We start from the raw sequence: 15,241 nt of genomic DNA on the forward strand, positions 1-15,241 counted from the left end.
CCGGGCATGTCACCATGAAAGACGCTTGACCTCAACCCTGTCGAAACGGACTTCGGTGCGCACTCAGCCTGGCCAGACCGACCCCGCGTTGATCCGCAACTTCTGCATCATCGCGCACATCGACCATGGCAAGTCGACCCTTGCCGACCGGATGCTGCAGATCACCGGCGTGGTCGACGAACGCTCCATGCGCGCGCAATACCTCGACAGGATGGACATCGAGCGCGAACGCGGCATCACGATCAAGTCGCAGGCCGTGCGGCTGCCCTGGGACGGCCACGTCCTCAACATGATCGACACCCCCGGGCACGTCGACTTCACCTACGAGGTGTCCCGGTCGTTGCAGGCCTGCGAGGGCGCGATCCTGCTGGTCGACGCCGCGCAGGGCATCGAGGCGCAGACCCTGGCCAACCTCTACCTGGCCATGAACGCCGACCTGCACATCATCCCGGTCCTCAACAAGATCGACCTGCCCGCCGCGCAGCCGGAGAAGTTCGCCGAGGAGCTGGCCGGCCTGATCGGCTGCGACCCGTCCGACGTGCTCAAGGTGTCGGGCAAGACCGGCGTGGGCGTGCGCGAGCTGCTCGACCACGTGGTGCAGACCGTCCCCGCGCCCGTCGGCCAGGCCGACGCCGCCGCGCGGGCGCTCATCTTCGACTCCGTCTACGACACCTACCGCGGCGTCGTGACGTACGTCCGGGTCATCGACGGCCATCTGAGCAAGCGCGAGCGCATCCTCATGATGTCCACCAACGCCACGCACGAGACGCTGGAGATCGGCGTCATCTCGCCCGAGCCCAAGCCCTCCGACCGCGGCCTGGGCGTCGGCGAGGTGGGCTACCTCATCACCGGCGTGAAGGACGTGCGCCAGTCGCGCGTCGGCGACACCGTCACCTCGTCGGTCAAGCCCGCCAAGGAGATGCTGGCCGGCTACGAGCACCCCAAGCCGATGGTGTTCTCCGGGCTCTACCCGATCGACGGCGACGAGTACCCCGAGCTGCGCGAGGCGCTCGACAAACTCCAGCTCAACGACGCCGCGCTGGTCTACGAGCCGGAGACCTCGGCCGCGCTGGGCTTCGGCTTCCGCGTCGGCTTCCTCGGCCTGCTGCACATGGAGATCGTGCGCGAGCGCCTGGAGCGCGAGTTCGGCCTGTCGCTGATCTCCACCGCGCCCAACGTGGTCTACCGCGTGGTCATGGAGGACGGCAAGGAGCTCACGGTCACCAACCCGTCCGAGTTCCCCACGGGCGGCAAGATCGCGCAGGTCTTCGAGCCGGTCACCAAGTCCACCATCCTGGCGCCCGCCGAGTTCATCGGCGCGATCATGGAGATCTGCCAGGGCCGGCGCGGCCAGCTCCTCGGCATGGACTACCTGTCCGAGGACCGTGTCGAGATCCGCTACACGCTGCCGCTCGGCGAGATCATCTTCGACTTCTTCGACCAGCTCAAGTCGCGCACCCGCGGCTACGCCTCGCTCGACTACGAGCCCGCCGGCGAGCAGGAGGCCGAGCTGGTCAAGGTGGACATCCTGCTGCAGGGCGAGGCCGTCGACGCCTTCAGCGCGATCGTCCACAAGGACAAGGCCTACTCCTACGGCGTCGACATGGCCAAGAAGCTGCGCGAGCTCATCCCGCGGCAGCAGTTCGAGGTGCCGATCCAGGCCGCCATCGGCGCCCGGGTCATCGCCCGCGAGAACATCCGGGCCATCCGCAAGGACGTCCTGGCCAAGTGCTACGGCGGTGACATCTCCCGTAAGCGCAAGCTGCTGGAGAAGCAGAAGGAAGGCAAGAAGCGGATGAAGATGGTCGGCCGCGTCGAGGTGCCCCAGGAGGCGTTCGTCGCCGCGCTGTCCACCGACTCCTCCGGCGCCGACAAGACCAAGAAGTAGCCGCTACAGGCCCATCACGGCGGGCGTTCGCGCGAGCGCCCGCCAGCGATTTCCCGGGTCGTGGAGCAGCCGGCGGGCCCGCAGGTCCATCAGCCCGCCCACTCCGGTCAGCTCGGCGGCCGGCTCGCCGTCCGCGCCCCTGAACTCCTGCCTGATCCTGAACGTCCTCCCCTCGCCCCACTCGAACGCGCACGTCACCGGGCCGACGCCGGCCTCCCGCAGGTCGTCGATCGAGATGCCGGCCGCGCGCAGGCACTCCCAGCGGGCGTGGTCGCCGTACTGGTGGTAGACCACGTTGTTGAGGTGGCCCTGGGTGTCGAGCTCGTAGCCGCGTACGGCGATGCGTACCGTGAAGGTCATGATCGTTCCTCCAGCCAGGCGTGCGACTTGGCGGTGAGGTAGCGCAGGCCGTCGTCGCCGAGCTCCACCCAGTCGCCGCGGGCCCAGCCGCCCGTGGTCTGGGGGGCGAAGCCGTGCCGCTGGAACAGCGCCGACGCCTCCTTCTGGGTGAGGCCGCGGCGGCCCCACTCCGCGATGACCCGGGCCGTACGCTCGGCCTCGCCCACCTCCTCGTCGCCGAGCGCGGCGGCCAGCTCCTCCAGGCCGCGCGCCATCAGACGCAGCGAGGCCTGCACGCGGGCGATGTCCATCGGGCGCTCCTCATCGCTGTTCGATCGGTACCGATAGCTTAGCGATGGAAGCGGCTACCCTGAAAGGGTGGAATTGGTACGTACGGAACGTATGGTCCTCTCCCGGGTACGCCTGGAGGACCTCGAAGCCGTGCACGAGATCCACGCCGACCCGCGGACGAACGTCTACAGCTCCGCCGGGCCCCCCGTGGACCTGGAGGCCAGCCGGGTCATGCTGGACCTGTGGCTGGCCGACTGGGCCGAGCGGGGGATCGGCTACTGGGCCGCCCGCCTGCCGGAGCGCGCGCGGGTGCTGGGCATCGGCGGCCTGCGGCACGCGACCCTGGAGGGCGAGGACGTGCTCCACCTCTACTACCGGTTCCGCCCCACGGTCTGGGGCAACGGGTACGCGGTCGAGCTCGCCAGGGCGGCCCTGCGCGTCGGGCGCAACCTGGGCACCGTGGTGGCCCTGATCGGGGGCGGCAACGAGCCGTCCCGCCGGGTGGCGGAGAAGGCGGGCCTGCACAGGGAACGCACGATCCGGTACGGGGGCGTGCCGAGCGACCTCTACGTCGCCTGACCACTCAGGCCCGAGGGCCCCCGTCAGGGCGGGACCTCAGCAGGACGCCCGCCAGGGCCGCGAGGCCCGTCAGTGCCTGGGCCGCCAGGAACCCGCCCGGTGCGGCCGGCCCGGTGGCCAGCGCGACCACCGCGGGCAGGCAGCCGAGCAGCGCCAGGTCGGCGCCCGTCGCCGCCCACAACAGCGGCCCGGTCGGGACGGCGCCGCCGGGGGTGTCGATGACCGGCATCGAATGGTCGACCGGCCCCCTCCTGGCCATCCGCAGCGCACCGGCCGCGAGCGCGGGAGCAGCCGGCAGAGCGAACCACCACATACCGGACGGAAGGCCGCCGACCACCGCGACACCGGCCAAGGCCAGGCCCGCCCAGGTACCGCCCACCAGCGCGGGCAGGAGGGCTCGCGCCGCCAGCGCCGGACGCCGGCCCACGCCGGTCAGCCGGGCCAGGGCGGGGTTGTCGGCGTCCCTGCGCGCGCCGGACGTGCCGGACGCCGCCACCGCCAGCGCCCCACCCAGCACGACCAGCCCGAGAACCGCCGGAGCGGCACCCGCCTGGGCGAACACGGCGGGCAACGCCGCGCTCGCGGCCGTGGCCGCCAGCCGCCAGGGCCGACGGCCGAGCCGCACCCAGTCCTGCCAGGCCAGCGCGAGCGGCGCGGGCAGCCCCGGCCACCGCCGCGAGGTGAGCTTCCTGGCCCGCCAGTGGTTGTCCTCGGCGATCCAGCTCAGCGCGCCGGGATCGAGAGTGACGGCGGCGTTGCTGACGTGCCCGGCCCGGGTGGAGGCGGTCAGCAGCAGGCGGGTGGGGATGGCGGCCAGCGAAGCCCAGGCCCGGCGGGCCAGGACGGCGGCGATCGCGGCCATGGCCGACGCCGTGGCGGCCGGCGCGGGCAGGGGCGCGTTCGCGGCGGCCGCGAGGGCCGTACGGGCCTGGCCGCTGACGGCGACCACGGCCAGCACGAGGAGCGCGGCCAGGACGCCGGTCAGCCAGGCGTTCCAGACCGGGGACGCTTGGGCGAGCATCGCCAGCGCCATGCCCGCCACGCTCGCCGCCGTGGCCAGCGCCAGCGCGGCGAGCAGCCGCCACACCAGCGCGCCGGGCGCGCCGAGCGCCGCGAGCAGCCCCAGCCCGAGCAGCAGCCCAGCCACCAGCGCGACGACCATGAGCACCCGCCCGGTACGCCCGAGCAGCCGGCGCCGGTTCAACGGCGACATCAGCAGCCAGGACGCCTCCGCCGCGGGCACCATCACCGGCCCAGCCACCCGCGCCACGGCCAGCAAGCCCGCGAACGCCAGCAGCACCAGGGCGACCCCCGCGCCCATCCGCCCGGACTCGACCGTCCCGGAAAGGCCCGACACCGCCGAGGACAGCGGCTGCCCGAGGACGGCGACCAGCATGCACAGGCCGAACAGGCTGACGTAGCGATCGACCAGACCGCCGCGAGCACGGCCGCGCGCCCGGACGAACGCCCGCACCGACCGCACACTCACCTCATGCACACTCACCGCCCGCCCGCCTTCCGCCGCACTGCGCCGGCCCGCTGGGAGAACCGTCCGTCCTGGGAGAACCGTCCGTCCGCCTTGCGTGGCGGCCCGGCGGTGGGGCTGGGGTCGGGACGGCTCATGCGGGCACTCCGGCGGGGGAGACGCGGCGGGCGACGTCGGCGAGGGTCTGGTCGTGGGTGGCCATCACCACGGTGCCGCCCTCGTCCGCGTACTCTTCGAGGAGTTGGGCGAGCCGGACGCGGAAGCCGGCGTCGAGGCCGCGTTCGGGCTCGTCGAGCAGCAGCAGCGTGCTGGGCCTGAGCAGCGTGGCGGCCAGGCAGAGGCGCTGGCGCTGGCCGGTGGACAGGTTGAGCGGCGGCGCGTCGGCCCGTTCGGTCAGCGCGAACTCCTCCAGCGCCGACTCCACCGTCATGCGCGCCTCGGCGTGCACGGCCCCCATGAGCTCCAGGTGCTCGCGCGCCGTCAGCCCCGGGTACCAGGCGGGCTCGTCGCCGAGCAGCGCCACCCGGCGCCAGAAGGACGCGTCGTCGGCCGGTACGGCCCCGAACACGCGTACCTCGCCGGAGGTGGCGGGCTGGAGGCCGGCCAGGCAGCGCAGCAGCGTGGACTTGCCCGAACCGTTGGGCCCCACGACCGCCACGATCTCACCCGGCTCGACGGCCAGTTCCAGGCCCCGGAGCACCGGATTGCCTCCGAGCTCGACCGAAAGTCCCGCGACATCGATGATCAGACCGCTCATCGTTCGAGCGTAGCCACCGCCCCGGCCTCCCGCGTGACCGCCCTCCGCCCGATCCCGCCCCTCGGCCGCCGGCCTCCGGCAAGCCTCCTCAGGGAAGAAGAGCGGGCTGCCCCGAGGAAGAGACACGGGCCTCTCCGGGGGCCTCTCCGGACCCCTTCCAGAGCCCCTCCAGGGCGGAAGAGCCGATTCTGTCGGTGGTGGTCGCTACCTTTGCTGTTCCCGAACACCAGTGCTACTGGAGGGTGACGTGATTGCTTCTGAGCGATTCGAGCGTGCCGCTGTGCTGGGGGTGGCCGTGGCGGAGGAGACGCGGCGGCTGCTGCGGCTTCACCTGAGACCCGCCGAGGTGGGCGGCGACGGCAGGGTGGTGGTGGACGTGCCCTATCCCGACGCGGCCGTGGTGGCGGCGCTGCTCGACGTCGCGGCCGAGTGTTTCGGCGAACGCGGCGGCTCGGTCGAGGAGACCAGGCAGGCGGCGCTGGAGACCCTGTTACAACTGGCCGAGCTCGACGCCGACGCCCAGCTCGGCCAGATGGCGCCCGACGGTGACAATGTCCGCCTTTCTCCATACAAGAGCTGAGAAAAGCGGAAAAAACAGTGCAGAACACCTCGATCTGTCCGCTACGGTCGCGGCATGCGCATCCTCTCCGTGAACGTCGGGAAGTCGTTCGACGCGGAATGGGCCGGCAAGCTCGGCCGTACGGCGATCGACAAGCGAGCCGTGACTCACCGGGTGGAGGTGCTGCGCAACGGGCTCGCGGGCGACGAGCGGGCCGACACGCCCAACCACGGCGCCCCCAGCCATGCCGTCTACGCCTACGCCCGCGAGGACTACGACTGGTGGCAGGGCGAGCTGGGCCGCGACCTGCGCGACGGCCGTTTCGGGGAGAACCTGACCACCGACGGCCTCGACGTCAACGGCGCCCTCGTGGGCGAGCGGTGGCGCGTCGGCAGCGCCCTGCTGGAGGTGACCGGCCCGCGTACGCCCTGCGTGGTGTTCCGCAACTGGATGGACGAACCGGGCTGGCTCAAGCGCTTCACGCAAGCCGCGCGGCCGGGTGCGTACCTGGCCGTGGTGGAGCCGGGCGAGCTGGGCGCCGGCGACGAGGTGGAGATCGTCTCGCGCCCGGAGACCGGGATGACGGTGGCCGACGTCTTCCGCGCCCGCCACGGCGACGCCGACGCGCTCGCCCGCGTGCTCGCGGTCCCCGGCCACGGCCCCGAATGGGACGAGCTGGCCGCCCGGACAGGCCGGGCGGGCGACTGAGGAGGCCGCCCACCCGGCCGGGCGCGTCAGCGCAGGACGGAGTACAGGGCCGAGGTGAGGGAGGCGCGGGCGTCGTCCTGGTCGATCGACCACATCATCGAGCCGCCCAGCCCCTTGAGCCGGATGTAGGCCGCCTTCTCCAGCAGCGACGCCGGGTCGTCGTAGGACCAGAACTCGTTGCCGTCGTACAGCCACATCGCGCCGGTGCGCAGGTCGCGGTAGCGCTTGCCCGGCTTGGCCGCCAGGTCCTTATAGTCCTCGCTGCCCGCCCCCCACTTGCCGGCGGCCGGTCCGGTCGCGGGCTGGTAGAGGCCGTCGCCGCCGCCGGTCACGCCGGTCCAGCCCTGTCCGTACGCGGGCACGCCCACGACGATCTTGCGCCCGGGCGCGCCGCGCGACAGGTAGTCGCGCACGGTCTGGTCCACGCTGTACCTGACGGGGTTGGGGTCGCGCCGGTCGTTGAACAGGTTCCCGTTGTGCCCGGTCCGCGACTCCCACGTGCCGTGCAGGTCGTACCCCTGGACGGTGGCGAAGTCGAGCGACCGGAACACGCGGCGCACCTCGAACCCGGCGTCGATCTTGGCGGCGGCGGCCGGGAGGAAGGCCGTGAGCTGGGAGGTCGCGGAGAAGGCCCGGAGCTGGGCGCGCAGCTCCTCGACGAAGAGCGTGAAGTTCCGCTTGTCCTCGGGCCTGATCACGTTCCCGTCGTTGCCCGCCGAGCCGGGCCACTCCCAGTCCAGGTCGATGCCGTCGAACACGCCGGCGCCCGCACCCGGCTCCAGGCCGGGCAGGTTGCCGCGCAGCCACAGGTCGACGCACGAGCGCGCCAGCGCGGCGCGGGACTCGGGGGTGAGCACGGCGTCGGAGAAGTACTTGGAGCCGGTCCAGCCGCCGAGCGACATCAGCACCTTGAGGCCGCGATGCTTGGCCTTGAGCTTGCGGAGCTGGTTGAGGTTGCCGTTGAGCGCCTGGCCGGGCTGGTCGGCGACGCCGTCCACGCTCTGCTCGGCCGGCACCGGGCGCTGCCAGTCGGCCCACGGGTCGGCCGAGTAGCAGGAGCCCTCGGCGTTGACGAAGCCGAAGGCGTAGTTGAGGTGGGTGAGCTTGGCGGCGGCGCCGGTGGCGTCCACGTCCTTGACGTGGTAGTTGCGCCCGTACACGCCCCACTGGATGAAGTAGGCGACCCGCTTGAATCCGGAGTGGGCCTCGGCGGGCACGGAGACCGCCGTCAGCCCGAGTAAGAGCGAGAGTGCGAGGACGATCTTCTTCACGGGCGCTCCTGGGGGGTGAACTTATAGGAAACTTTCCTATAAGTTGACGCGATCGTAGAACCGTCACCCCTCGCCGTCAACGACGAGCGCGACCTCCTCGGCGCTCGACAGCAGCTCCCACGCGCGGGCCGGGTCGCCGAACAGCGACAGCACCAGCTCGGCCACGTCCTGCCTGGTCGAGGCGGCCCTGAGCAGCGCGAGGACGTGCTCCGCCGGAGGCCGCAGGAAGGCGTTCGTCCACGCGGTGACCGGCCCGGCCGCCACCCACATGCGCCGGGTCACCTCCCGCGCGAACGCCGCGTCGTACGGCCCAGCACTTCGAGCGGACCGCCCGGGATCGCCTCGACCAGCACGCCGCCGCGCACACCGGCCCGCGTCATCATCGCCATGCTCAGGATCTCGCCGCAGCCGGGCGAGATGTTGAACCCGAAGGCCGGGCCCGGATCGAACCCGCGGAACAGCCCGGCCGCCAGGACCCGCTGCGGCGCCAGGTACGGGGACCGCGCCGGATCGCGCGGGAACAACGCGCGCACCGAACGCCTCCCGGTGGCCACCACCATCAGCTCGTGCCCGCGCGACCAGCGGTCGACCTGGCCCGCGTCCGGCGGGAGCGGATCCCCCTTGATCGAGAGCCTGCCGGCGGTCAGCAGGCAGCCAGGGTCGAGGAAGTGCAGGCTGCCCAGCTCCCGCTCGCGGGCCATCCTGCCCACGGTGTTCGGCAGCCGCCCGCGTCCCAGGTCCTCCGCGTCGCCCTCGCTGTAGAGCGTGGTCGGGACGCCGAGCTGTTGCAGCCGCAGCGCCAGCGTCAGCCCGGAGATCCCGGCGCCCACGATTCCGACGCCCGTCATGTGCCGCCTCCTTCGATGGCTCGGAGCACCCCCGTGAGCAGGCACACTGGATGACGTGCCATCCACCCTGCCCGACGGCGACCCGGCGCCCGCCTCCGGCGAGCTGCCCGACAGCGCGCTGCGCGGACTCGGCGAGCGCCCGTTCGGCTTCTACGTGCACGTGCCCTTCTGCGTGACCCGCTGCGGCTACTGCGATTTCAACACCTACACGGCCTCCGAGCTAGGGCCCGGCGCCTCCCATCGCGACTACGCCGACACGGTCGTGGCGGAGGTGCGTCTGGCCCGCCGCGTGCTGGGCGACGCCGAGCTGCCGGTGGAGACGGTGTTCTTCGGCGGCGGCACGCCCACGCTGCTGCCTCCGGAGGACCTGGCGCGCGTCCTGGCCGCGATCGACGCGGAGTTCGGGCTGCGGCCGGGGGCGGAGGTCACCACCGAGGCCAACCCCGAGTCCGTCGACCCCGCCTACCTCGACAAGCTGCGTCAGGGCGGCTTCAACCGGGTGAGCTTCGGCATGCAGAGCGCCCGCGAGCACGTGCTCCAGGTGCTCGACCGCACCCACACGCCGGGTCGCCCGGCGCGGGCCGTGCGGGAGGCGCGGGAGGCCGGGTTCGAGCACGTCAACCTCGACCTGATCTACAGCACGCCGGGGGAGTCCGACGACGACTGGCGGGCCTCGCTGGCCGCCGCGATCGAGGCCGGGCCCGACCACGTGTCGGCGTACTCGCTGATCGTGGAGGAGGGCACCAGGCTGGCGGCCAGGATCCGGCGCGGCGAGCTGCCGATGCCCGACGACGACGTGGCCGCCGACCGCTACCTGATCGCCGACGAGATGCTGGCCGAGGCCGGGTTCAGCTGGTACGAGGTGTCCAACTGGGCGACCTCCGAGCAGGCCCGCTGCCGGCACAACCTGCTCTACTGGACCGGCGGCGACTGGTGGGCCGCCGGCCCCGGCGCCCACAGCCACGTCGGGGGCACCCGCTGGTGGAACGTCAAGCACCCGGCCGCCTACGCCCAGCGTTTGGCAGCGGGCACCTCGCCCGCGCACGCGCGCGAGGTGCTCACCGACGCCGACCGGGCCGCCGAGCGCCTGATGCTGGAGTTGCGGCTGATCTCGGGCTATCCGCTCGCCGAGGTGGCCCCCGGGGCGCGCACGTCCGTGGCGAGCGCGCTGGCGCGCGGGCTGCTGGAGCCCGAGCCGTTCAGGGCGGGCCGGATGGTGCTCACCCTCAAGGGGAGGCTGCTGGCCGACGCCCTGATCACCGAGCTCATGTGATGAGGCGGATGGCGAACGGGTAGCGGTAGTTCTCGCCCCGGTTGGTGGCGACGGCCGCCTGGATGTGGAAGATCAGCGACACGATCCACACGATCGGGAACAGCAGCAGGCCGACCAGCACGACCGTCAGCACGCCCGCGATCAGATAGCCGATGAACATCGTGATCTGGAAGTTCAGCGCCTCGGCCGCCTGGTCCCTGACGTAGGGGGACTCGTCCTTCTTCATCAGGTAGATGATCAGCGGGCCGACCCACGAGACCAGCAGGCCCAGCAGGTGGGCGAGCATGGCCATCGTGGTGTCGTCGCTGCCGCGGCGCGGGCCGAACCGGCCGGGCACGTACGGCCCGGCGGGCCGGCCGTAGCCCTGCTGGGCGCCGTAGCCGGGGGGCTGGCCGTAGCCGGGCGGCGGGGGCACGTAGCGGGGCGGCGTCGGCATGGGGCCGGGCTGCGGGCCGCTCTGGCCGGGCGGCTGCCGCCCGTAGTCGGGCTGGGAGCCCGGCTGCTGGCCGTAGCCGAGCCGGGGGCCCTGGTCGCGGGGTACGTCCGAGGGCGGGACGTCCGGGGAGTCGTCGGCGGGCGGCGGATCCTGGGTCATGATGCCTCCGTAACGAAGTCGATCAGTTCCTCGACCCGGCCGAGCAGCTCCGGCTCCAGGTCGGCGAAGGACGAGACGGCGCCCAGAATGCGCCGCCAGGCGTCCGCTGGCTCCATGCGCCAGCCCAGCGCGGCGAGCACGCCCTCCTTCCACGGCACCCCGCGCGGCACGTCGGGCCAGCCGGGGATGCGCAACACGGACGGCTTGACCGCCTGCCAGATGTCGATGAACGGATGGCCCACGACGAGCACGTGCGGCGAGGTGACCCGGGCCGCGATCCGGCTCTCCTTCGACCCCGGCACCAGGTGGTCGACCAGCACGCCCAGCCTGCGGCCCGGCTCGGGGGCGAACTCGGCCACGATGGCGGGCAGGTCGTCCACGCCCTCCAGGTACTCCACCACGACCCCTTCGACGCGCAGGTCGTGGCCCCAGATCTTCTCCACGAGCGCGGCGTCGTGCACGCCCTCGACGTAGATCCGGCTCTCCTTGGCGACCCGGGCCCGCAGCCCCTCCACGGCGATGGACCCGGACGCGCTGCGCCTGGGCCCGGCCGGGGCCGCGGCCACCGGGCGCACCAGCGTCACGGGCCTGCCCTCCAGGAGGAAGGCGGCCGGCGCCAGCGGGAACAGGCGGCGCTTGCCGAACCGGTCCTCAAGGGTGACGGCCTCCTTGTCGCAGGCCACCACGGCGCCGCAGAAGCCGCTGTCGGCGTCCTCCACGACCAGGTCGAGTTCGGCCGGCACCTTCGGGATCTTGCCCTTGCCCGGCCGCCGCCAATTGCCCGCCAGCACATCACCCTCGTACACACGGGGACCGTAGCAAATCACCCGCTGACCGCAAGGCGCTTACGCGCGCCGCTGCGCCGTACGAGGATGACGATCGTGCCGATGATGCCGATGAGCAGGCCGGCGCCGGGGATCAGGAACAGCGCGGCCACGCCGCCGAACACGCCGCCCGCGGCCGAGAGCACGTCACGGCCCACGCCGAAGCGGGCCGACGACTCCTCCTGCGTGGCGCAGGTCAGCTGGTAGTCGCCCTTGGCGGGGGCGTTGACGGCGAGGATCTCCTGCCAGGTCTTCCCGCCGGCGGTGAGCGTCTGGGTGCCGGAGACCTTGACGAGCCTGGCCTGGGCCGGGCCGCCGGAGATCTCGCACTGGTAGTTGACCCGCGTGTCGGTGGCGATGTACACGGCCGGGCGCTGGGCGGGGTCGATCGCCACCTTCACGCTTTCGCCCGACGCGAACGTGGTCGTCGGGGCCATGTCGGTCACGCTGCTCAGCACGCCGCCGGCGAACACGACCACGCCGACGACGCCCAGCACCACGGCCACGGCCCACACGACCGCGATCCACCACAGGCGTGGCTTGATCGCCTTGCCGTCGATCCTGGCCGGGAACTGGGGCTGCTGGCCGTACTGGTTGTACTGGCCGTACTGGGGCGGGGGGCCGAACTGGGGCTGCTGCTGCTGGTAAGGGGGCTGGCCGTACTGCGGGGGCTGGGGCTGGGCGTACTGGGGCTGCTGACCGTAGTAGGGACCCTGCCCCTGGGGCGGTCCGTACTGCGGGGGCTGGGAATTGTCGGTCATGCGGCAAGTGTGAGGCCTGTCGCTTGTAAGTCGCTAGCAACAGGATGGGACCCGGTGTTATCGCACCTTGTGGGCGAGAGCCGTACACTTGGCACTCGGGAACACGGAGTGCTAGACCTGTCGTTTCCCTGTAAGGCACAGGCAGGAGGTGAGCACGTGCTCGACGATCGGAAGCTGGCGGTGCTCCGCGCCATTGTCGAAGACTACGTGTCCACCAACGAACCGGTGGGCTCAAAGGCGCTGGCCGAGCGCCACAACCTGAAGGTCTCCCCGGCAACGGTCAGGAACGACATGGCCGCTCTGGAGGAGGACGGCTACATCACCCAGCCGCACACCAGCGCGGGCCGCGTGCCGACGGACAAGGGCTACCGCCTGTTCGTCGACCGGCTGTCGCAGGTCAAACCCCTGTCGGGGGCCGAGCGGCGGGCGATCGAGACCTTCCTCGCCGGCGCGGTCGACCTCGACGACGTGGTCTTCCGCACCGTGCGGCTGCTCGCGCAGCTCACCAGGCAGGTCGCGGTCGTACAGTACCCGACGCTGACCCGTTCCACGGTCAGGCACGTCGAGCTGGTCCCGCTCAACGACCGGCGGGTCATGCTCGTGCTGATCACCAACACCGGGCGCGTGGAGCAGCGCGTGATCGAGCTGCCCGAGGTGGTGGAGGACGACCGCATCGCCCACCTGCGCGCGGTGCTCAACTCCTGCCTCGACGGCTGCGGGCTGAGCAACGTCCCCGAGCTGGTCGCCGACCTGCCCGAGCGGCTCCCCGCCGAGGACCGGCCCGCCGTGGCCACGATCCTGTCGGTGCTGCTCGAAACCCTCGTCGAACGCCACGACGAGAAGATCGTGTTCGCCGGCGCGGCCAATCTCGCGGGCGCCGACTTCGCCACCGGCCTGCGCGACGTGCTGGAGGCGCTGGAGGAGCAGGTCGTGCTCATGCGGTTGCTCGGCGAGACATCCACAGACACCCCGTCCGCGCTCACCGTGCGCATCGGCTCGGAAAACCCCTACCTTCGCGGCACGTCCATCGTCGCAACCGGATACGGTTCTGGCGACAACCAACTGGCCCGGCTCGGCGTGCTGGGTCCCACGAGGATGGACTACCCCGTGACGATGGGCGCCGTACGCGCGGTGGCACGCTACGTCAGCCAGATCCTGGCTGCATCTTAAGAGGTCGATAAGTGGCAAACAGCGACTACTACGCCACCCTCGGGGTGCGCCGTGACGCCAGTCAGGACGAGATCAAGAAGGCATACCGCCGCCTCGCCCGCGAGCTGCACCCCGACGTGAACCCCGACCCTGAGACCCAGGAGCGGTTCAAGGAGATCACGCAGGCCTACGAGGTGCTGTCCGACCCGAACAAGCGCCAGATGTACGACCTGGGCGGCGACCCCTTCGGCGGCGGCGCGGGTGCGGGCGCGGGCGCCGGCGGCTTCGGGGCGGGTTTCCCCTTCAGCGACATCATGGACGCCTTCTTCGGCACCGCCGGCGGCACCCGCGGGCCGCGCTCGCGCGCCAGGAGGGGCCGCAACGCCACCATCCGGGTCGAGCTCGACCTGCGCGAGACCGCGTTCGGCACCACCCGCGAGCTGGTCGTGGACACCGCCGTGCTGTGCGAGGTGTGCCACGGCGCCGGCGCCGCCCCCGGCACCCACCCCGACGCCTGTGACATGTGCAACGGGCGCGGCGAGATCTCCCAGGTCACCCGCTCGTTCCTGGGCCAGGTCATGACCTCGCGGCCGTGCCCCCAGTGCGGCGGTTTCGGCAGCATCATCCGCCACCCCTGCCAGGAGTGCTCGGGCGACGGCCGGGTGCGCACCCGCCGCACGATCAAGGTCCGCATCCCCGCGGGCGTCGAGGACGGCACCCACATCCAGCTCGCCGGCGAGGGCGAGGTCGGCCCCGGCGGCGGCCCGCCCGGAGACCTCTTCCTGGAGATCGTCGAGCGCCCCCACGAGATCTTCGAGCGGCGCGGCGACGACCTCCACTGCACGGTCCAGATCCCGATGACGGCCGCCGCGCTCGGCACGATCCTCGCCGTGGAGACGCTCGACGGCTCCGAGGAGATCGACGTGCGCCCCGGCACCCAGTCCGGCCAGGTCATCACCATGTACGGGCGCGGCGTGCAGCGGCTCAACGAGTCCGGCAGGGGCGACCTGCTCATCCACGTCAACGTCGAGACCCCGATGCGGCTCGACCAGCCGCAGGAGGACCTGCTGCGCGAGCTGTCCAGGCTGCGCGGCGAGGAGCGGCCGCCGGGGAAGTTCGCCCCGGGGCAGCAGGGTTTTTTCTCCCGCCTGCGTGACGCCTTCAACGGCAGGTGACGATCACCCGTGACCGTCCCCGTGTTCCTCGCCGAGGACCTCAACGGCTCCGAGCTGACGCTCGACGGCCCTGAGGGGCGGCACGCGGCCTCCGTGCGGCGTCTGCGCGCCGGTGAGCGGGTCGACCTGACCAACGGCGCGGGCGACGTCGCCGAGTGCGTGGTGCGCGAGGTGTTCAAGGACGCGCTCGCGCTCGACGTGCTCGCCCGCTACACCGTCGAGCCGCCCGCGCGGCGGCTGGTCGTCGTCCAGGGGCTGCCCAAGGGCGACAGGGGTGAGCTGGCCGTCGAGATGATGACCGAGGTGGGGGTCGACGTGATCGTGCCCTGGGCCGCCTCGCGCAGCATCACGCAGTGGAAGGGCGACAAGGTCGCCAAGGCGCTGGGCCGGTGGCGTTCCACGGCCCGCGAGGCGGGCAAGCAGGCGCGCCGGTTCCACCTGCCCGAGGTGGCCGAGCAGGCCTCCACCGCGCAGGTCGAAGGGCTGCTGGCCGACGCGGCGCTGGGGCTCGTGCTGCACGAGGAGGCCGTAGAGCCGCTGTCGCAGGTGGCGCTGCCGCCCGGCGGCGACATCGTGGTGGTCGTGGGGCCCGAGGGCGGGGTCTCGGAGGAGGAACTGCGCAGGTTCGTCGCGGCCAAGGCGGTGCCCGTGCTGCTCGGGCCCACTGTGCTGCGCACCTCCACGGCGGGGGTGGCGGCGGCGGCCGTGCTGCTCGCGCGTACCGGGCGCTGGTAGGCC

Annotated in this window: 18 protein-coding genes; 8 read left to right on the top strand and 10 right to left on the bottom strand. The window is 72.2% G+C overall.

Translation table 11 applies throughout. The features are described from left to right. Positions 1-55: 55 nt before the first annotated feature. Positions 56-1,888 carry a translation elongation factor 4 gene (gene lepA, locus AB0J97_RS10190; RefSeq protein WP_364086769.1) on the top strand — a complete coding sequence of 611 codons (1,833 nt, stop codon included), beginning with the start codon at positions 56-58 and terminating at the stop codon, positions 1,886-1,888. Between the two features lie 3 nt (positions 1,889-1,891). On the opposite strand, the gene AB0J97_RS10195 is transcribed toward lepA, so the two are convergent. Both AB0J97_RS10195 and AB0J97_RS10200 read right to left on the bottom strand, forming a co-directional pair. Next, positions 1,892-2,248 carry an acyl-CoA thioesterase gene (locus AB0J97_RS10195; RefSeq protein WP_364086771.1) on the bottom strand — a complete coding sequence of 119 codons (357 nt, stop codon included), beginning with the start codon at positions 2,246-2,248 and terminating at the stop codon, positions 1,892-1,894. Beyond that, positions 2,245-2,538 (bottom strand): hypothetical protein, encoded by a 294-nt coding sequence (locus tag AB0J97_RS10200; RefSeq protein ID WP_364086773.1) that lies wholly within the window; start codon positions 2,536-2,538, stop codon positions 2,245-2,247. The genes AB0J97_RS10195 and AB0J97_RS10200 overlap by 4 nt, the downstream gene beginning before the upstream one ends. Before the next feature lie 67 nt (positions 2,539-2,605). On the opposite strand from AB0J97_RS10200, the gene AB0J97_RS10205 reads away from it, so the two are divergent. Continuing rightward, on the top strand, positions 2,606-3,097 hold the full coding sequence (locus AB0J97_RS10205; RefSeq protein WP_364086775.1) for a GNAT family N-acetyltransferase: 492 nt from the start codon (positions 2,606-2,608) through the stop codon (positions 3,095-3,097). 4 nt (positions 3,098-3,101) lie between these two features. Here AB0J97_RS10205 and AB0J97_RS10210 read toward each other — a convergent pair whose 3' ends face one another. Together AB0J97_RS10210 and ccmA are read right to left on the bottom strand one after the other, a co-directional pair. After that, a complete protein-coding gene (locus AB0J97_RS10210; RefSeq protein WP_364086777.1) occupies positions 3,102-4,586 on the bottom strand; it encodes a DUF6297 family protein in 1,485 nt (494 codons plus the stop codon). 130 nt (positions 4,587-4,716) lie between these two features. After that, entirely contained in the window at positions 4,717-5,340 is a 624-nt protein-coding gene (gene ccmA, locus AB0J97_RS10215; protein ID WP_364086779.1) for a heme ABC exporter ATP-binding protein CcmA, read from the bottom strand. Between the two features lie 247 nt (positions 5,341-5,587). Between ccmA and AB0J97_RS10220 the strand changes: the two genes are divergently transcribed. Next, positions 5,588-5,920 carry a hypothetical protein gene (locus AB0J97_RS10220; protein ID WP_364086781.1) on the top strand — a complete coding sequence of 111 codons (333 nt, stop codon included), beginning with the start codon at positions 5,588-5,590 and terminating at the stop codon, positions 5,918-5,920. A 54-nt stretch (positions 5,921-5,974) separates the two neighbouring features. Beyond that, positions 5,975-6,607, top strand: coding sequence for an MOSC domain-containing protein (locus tag AB0J97_RS10225; protein WP_364086783.1), 633 nt, complete (start codon positions 5,975-5,977; stop codon positions 6,605-6,607). A 26-nt stretch (positions 6,608-6,633) separates the two neighbouring features. Here the strand turns inward: AB0J97_RS10225 and AB0J97_RS10230 are convergent, their stop codons facing one another. From AB0J97_RS10230 to AB0J97_RS10240, 3 genes are all read right to left on the bottom strand, one after another. Further along, the gene (locus AB0J97_RS10230) at positions 6,634-7,878 is read right to left on the bottom strand and encodes a glycoside hydrolase family 18 protein (protein ID WP_357694110.1); all 1,245 of its coding nucleotides are present in this window, start codon (positions 7,876-7,878) and stop codon (positions 6,634-6,636) included. A 63-nt stretch (positions 7,879-7,941) separates the two neighbouring features. Next, positions 7,942-8,160 carry a hypothetical protein gene (locus AB0J97_RS10235; protein WP_364086786.1) on the bottom strand — a complete coding sequence of 73 codons (219 nt, stop codon included), beginning with the start codon at positions 8,158-8,160 and terminating at the stop codon, positions 7,942-7,944. Continuing rightward, positions 8,157-8,726, bottom strand: a complete 570-nt coding sequence (locus tag AB0J97_RS10240) for a styrene monooxygenase/indole monooxygenase family protein (protein WP_364086788.1) — start codon at positions 8,724-8,726, stop codon at positions 8,157-8,159. Before AB0J97_RS10240 ends, AB0J97_RS10235 begins: the two co-directional genes overlap by 4 nt. Before the next feature lie 55 nt (positions 8,727-8,781). On the opposite strand from AB0J97_RS10240, the gene hemW reads away from it, so the two are divergent. Beyond that, a complete protein-coding gene (hemW, locus tag AB0J97_RS10245; protein WP_364086790.1) occupies positions 8,782-9,999 on the top strand; it encodes a radical SAM family heme chaperone HemW in 1,218 nt (405 codons plus the stop codon). Here hemW and AB0J97_RS10250 read toward each other — a convergent pair. The 3 genes from AB0J97_RS10250 to AB0J97_RS10260 are packed head-to-tail and all read right to left on the bottom strand — an operon-like array spanning position 9,992 to position 12,179. Then, the gene (locus AB0J97_RS10250; RefSeq protein ID WP_364086792.1) at positions 9,992-10,594 is read right to left on the bottom strand and encodes a DUF4870 domain-containing protein; all 603 of its coding nucleotides are present in this window, start codon (positions 10,592-10,594) and stop codon (positions 9,992-9,994) included. The genes hemW and AB0J97_RS10250 overlap by 8 nt on opposite strands. Further along, positions 10,591-11,400, bottom strand: coding sequence for a DUF3097 domain-containing protein (locus AB0J97_RS10255; RefSeq protein WP_364086794.1), 810 nt, complete (start codon positions 11,398-11,400; stop codon positions 10,591-10,593). Before AB0J97_RS10255 ends, AB0J97_RS10250 begins: the two co-directional genes overlap by 4 nt. Before the next feature lie 17 nt (positions 11,401-11,417). Continuing rightward, entirely contained in the window at positions 11,418-12,179 is a 762-nt protein-coding gene (locus AB0J97_RS10260) for a hypothetical protein (RefSeq protein WP_357694100.1), read from the bottom strand. Between the two features lie 156 nt (positions 12,180-12,335). On the opposite strand from AB0J97_RS10260, the gene hrcA reads away from it, so the two are divergent. The 3 genes from hrcA to AB0J97_RS10275 are packed head-to-tail and all read left to right on the top strand — an operon-like array spanning position 12,336 to position 15,238. Continuing rightward, on the top strand, positions 12,336-13,349 hold the full coding sequence (gene hrcA / locus AB0J97_RS10265) for a heat-inducible transcriptional repressor HrcA (RefSeq protein WP_357694098.1): 1,014 nt from the start codon (positions 12,336-12,338) through the stop codon (positions 13,347-13,349). 11 nt (positions 13,350-13,360) lie between these two features. Continuing rightward, positions 13,361-14,503, top strand: coding sequence for a molecular chaperone DnaJ (gene dnaJ / locus AB0J97_RS10270; protein ID WP_357694095.1), 1,143 nt, complete (start codon positions 13,361-13,363; stop codon positions 14,501-14,503). A 9-nt stretch (positions 14,504-14,512) separates the two neighbouring features. After that, complete coding sequence (locus tag AB0J97_RS10275; protein WP_357694092.1) at positions 14,513-15,238, top strand: 16S rRNA (uracil(1498)-N(3))-methyltransferase; 726 nt, start codon at positions 14,513-14,515, stop codon at positions 15,236-15,238. Positions 15,239-15,241 lie beyond the last annotated feature (3 nt).

Origin of the sequence: Nonomuraea sp. NPDC049607 (assembly GCF_040675375.1) — a bacterium.
Classification (GTDB): Bacteria; Actinomycetota; Actinomycetes; order Streptosporangiales; family Streptosporangiaceae; genus Nonomuraea.